Origin of the sequence: Mesotoga sp. HF07.pep.5.2.highcov, from assembly GCF_003666285.1 — a bacterium.
Taxonomy (GTDB): Bacteria; Thermotogota; Thermotogae; order Petrotogales; family Kosmotogaceae; genus Mesotoga; species Mesotoga prima.
In genome coordinates, this window is the sequence record NZ_JFHJ01000540.1 from 1 (window position 1) to 2956 (window position 2956).

At 47.3% G+C, this 2956-nt stretch carries 2 protein-coding genes; both read left to right on the forward strand.

Annotation, left to right across the window (positions count from 1 at the left end):
* Nucleotides 1-96: 96 nt before the first annotated feature.
* A complete protein-coding gene (locus BG32_RS11525; protein ID WP_121510682.1) occupies nucleotides 97-1434 on the forward strand; it encodes an MATE family efflux transporter in 1338 nt (445 codons plus the stop codon).
* Nucleotides 1435-1733: 299 nt separating this feature from the next.
* On the forward strand, nucleotides 1734-2837 hold the full coding sequence (locus tag BG32_RS11530; protein WP_121510683.1) for an ABC transporter substrate-binding protein: 1104 nt from the start codon (nucleotides 1734-1736) through the stop codon (nucleotides 2835-2837).
* Nucleotides 2838-2956 lie beyond the last annotated feature (119 nt).

Here is a 2956-nt window from a genome sequence, read left to right on the forward strand (position 1 = left end):
CCGCTATCCCCAACCACGGTCTTACAACTCCCTTCTTATTTCGTAACTGTTGTGTTATAAATGAAATAGTACGTAATCGAAATCATAGGAGTGAAGATGAAACGAGTCAATATTCTGAATGAAAACATGATGAGTGCCCTTTTTAAACTCGCCTGGCCGGCCGTTCTTACCATGCTCTTCCAGACTGTATACAACATGGTCGACGCATACTGGCTCGGGAAACTGGGAAAGATTGAGATCTCCGCACCCACAATTGCGTGGCCTGCAATCTTCTTGTTGATCTCTATTGGCGGAGGATTGGCGGTGGCCGGACTTGCACTAGTCTCTCAAAATCTCGGAGCAGGAAGAAAGGAAGAGGCCACACATGTAGCCGGACAGGTTATTTCCACAAGCTTCGCCGTCGCTGTTGTTCTCGGTCTTCTCGGTGCGATCTTCTCCGAAGCTGTTTTGAGACTTCTCAGTATTCCGCCAGAGTTGCTTTCAGTTACCAATATTTATATGAGAACGATCTTTCTGGGAGCTCCATTCACCTTCACGATGTTCACTTTCAATTCACTCTTCACCGCTATTGGTGATACAAAGACACCGATGTACTTGATGGGTTTCTCTGTAACGGTGAATGCACTTATCGATCCTCTCTTGATATTCGGTATAGGCTTTCCCAGACTGGAAGTCTTCGGTGCCGCACTTGCAACTGTAATATCAAGAGGAGTTGTAGTGATTATCGCGACGGTCATATTATTCAAAGGAAAGAGAGGATTCAAAATCAATTTCAGAGATCTTAGGCCAAAGTGGAAGACTCTTGGCCGCGTCTTAAGAATAGGCCTCCCATCCTCAGCCGGACAGTCGATCACGGCTCTTGCGTTCCTAATAATTACCTCGATGGTTGCCGGCTTCGGTTCGGTTGCAACCGCTGCCCTGGGCGTGGGAAACAGGATAACTTCGCTTGCAACGATGTTCTCTTTCGGTCTTTCCCAGGCAACGTCGTCGATGGTTGGGCAGTATCTAGGTGCTGGAAGAAAGAGTGACGCTTATTCAGTTGTATGGAAAGCGACCGGAATAAACGTGTTGATTGTTGGAGTGATCAGCACCGGCACGTTCTTCTTCGGCAAGGAAGTGACGGCGTTTTTCATCAACGACCCGCTCGTATTGATTGAAGGAGAGAAGTATTTCAGAATAGTCTCCTTTTCGATACCGATCTTCGCAAGTTACAACATCTTCGACATGGCTTTAAGAGGCTCGGGCCATACAATTCAGTCCATGATTCTCAATATCACTAGACTATGGGGGATACGCCTTCCTCTGATATACTTCTTCGGTATGTCCATGGGAATCACAGGAATATGGTACGCGATGTTCGTAAGCAATCTGGTGATTTCCTCTGCAGCGGCCATAGTTATTTTCATGAAGCGTTGGCTGAACCCGGTTATTTAGGATAGAACATGTCAAGTCCAATGTGAGGTAATTACTACCGTTTACAGACGATGTCTTCGATATTTTACCAAAATTCTCTTCATTGTTTCACTTCGTAATATTTCCTTATTGTCATTAGTGGTAGTATTCGTACAGCATGCAAATGCTCGAATTTCTTCGTTCTGGCTAGTTAAATATACGTTCGGGGGAATAATTAGCTTAGAACACCGATTTCTGTTCTTGCTTGGATTTGAAAGAATGTTCATCAGATTATGGGTTAGTCTCATTCACTTGTAACCACTTCAGGAGGAGGTAGAAGTATGAGAAAACTCTTTGTAATTCTTTTAGTTGTCTTTCTTTCAGTATCAGCGCTTGCTTCAATCAAGGTAGGTGCGATTCTTCCGATGACCGGCGGAGTCGCCGCGTTTGGCCAGATGATATGGCAGGGAGTCGAACTTGCCAACGAGCTTTTCCCTGAGGTTCTTGGGGAAGAAATCGAAATCGTCTTACTCGACAACAACTCCGACAAGGTTCAGGCAGTGAACACCGCCCGTCGTGCGATCGAGCAGGAAGGGGTTGTTGCTATCATCGGGCAGGTAATAAGCTCGAACACAATTGCCGGAGGAACGGTTGCAGAAGAAAACGGCGTTGCAATGGTTTCTCCCAGCTCGACAAATCCCCTCGTAACTCAGGACAAGAAGTATGTTTCCCGTGTCTGTTTCAGCGATCCCTTCCAGGGGGTTGCGGCAGCGATGCTGGCATTCAACAACATGGGTGTGGAAAACGTTGCCGTCTTTGTAGACGTTGAGCAGGATTATGCCGTCGGATTTGCAAATTACTTTAAGGAAACGGCTCTCGAGCTTGGTGGAAGCGTATTCTACGAGTACTACAAATCTGGAGACCAGGACTTCACGGCCCAGGTTTCCGATGCCATCTCCAAGGGTGCCGGTGCCTTCTTCATTCCCGGTTACTATCAGGAGATCGCCCTAATAGCCATCCAGGCCAGACAGCTTGGTTTCTACGAGCCGATAATAGCGGGCGACGGGGCGGCCGTGCCGGAAACTATTGAAATCGGTGGAGAGGCGGTAAACGGACTGTACTTCACAACTCACTACGATGCAGGAAGTCCAGCAATTACAGAGAATGCGAAGCTTTTCGTAGAAGCCTACACCGCCAAATACGGTGAAGCTCCCGGAACATTCACCGCCCTTGGGTTTGACACATATCTGGTCGTCAGGGACGCAATAGAACGCGCGGGTAGCACAGATAGAGAAGCCATAGCAAAGGCCGTTCGACAGACGAAGGATTATCCTGCTGTGACGGGAATAATCACTATCGATGAAAACGGTGACGCGATAAAGTCCGTTGCGATTGTAAAGATAGAAGACGGTAAGTTCGTGTACGATACAACGATCAATCCGTAATGAAGGTGGGGCTTTTCTAGGCCCCACCCTCTCCTTTTTCTTTTCAATCGGCCGGAGGTGTAAGCTTGGATCCTAAGACTCTTCTACAAAACTTTGTCAACGGTCTTAGTCTCGGTTCC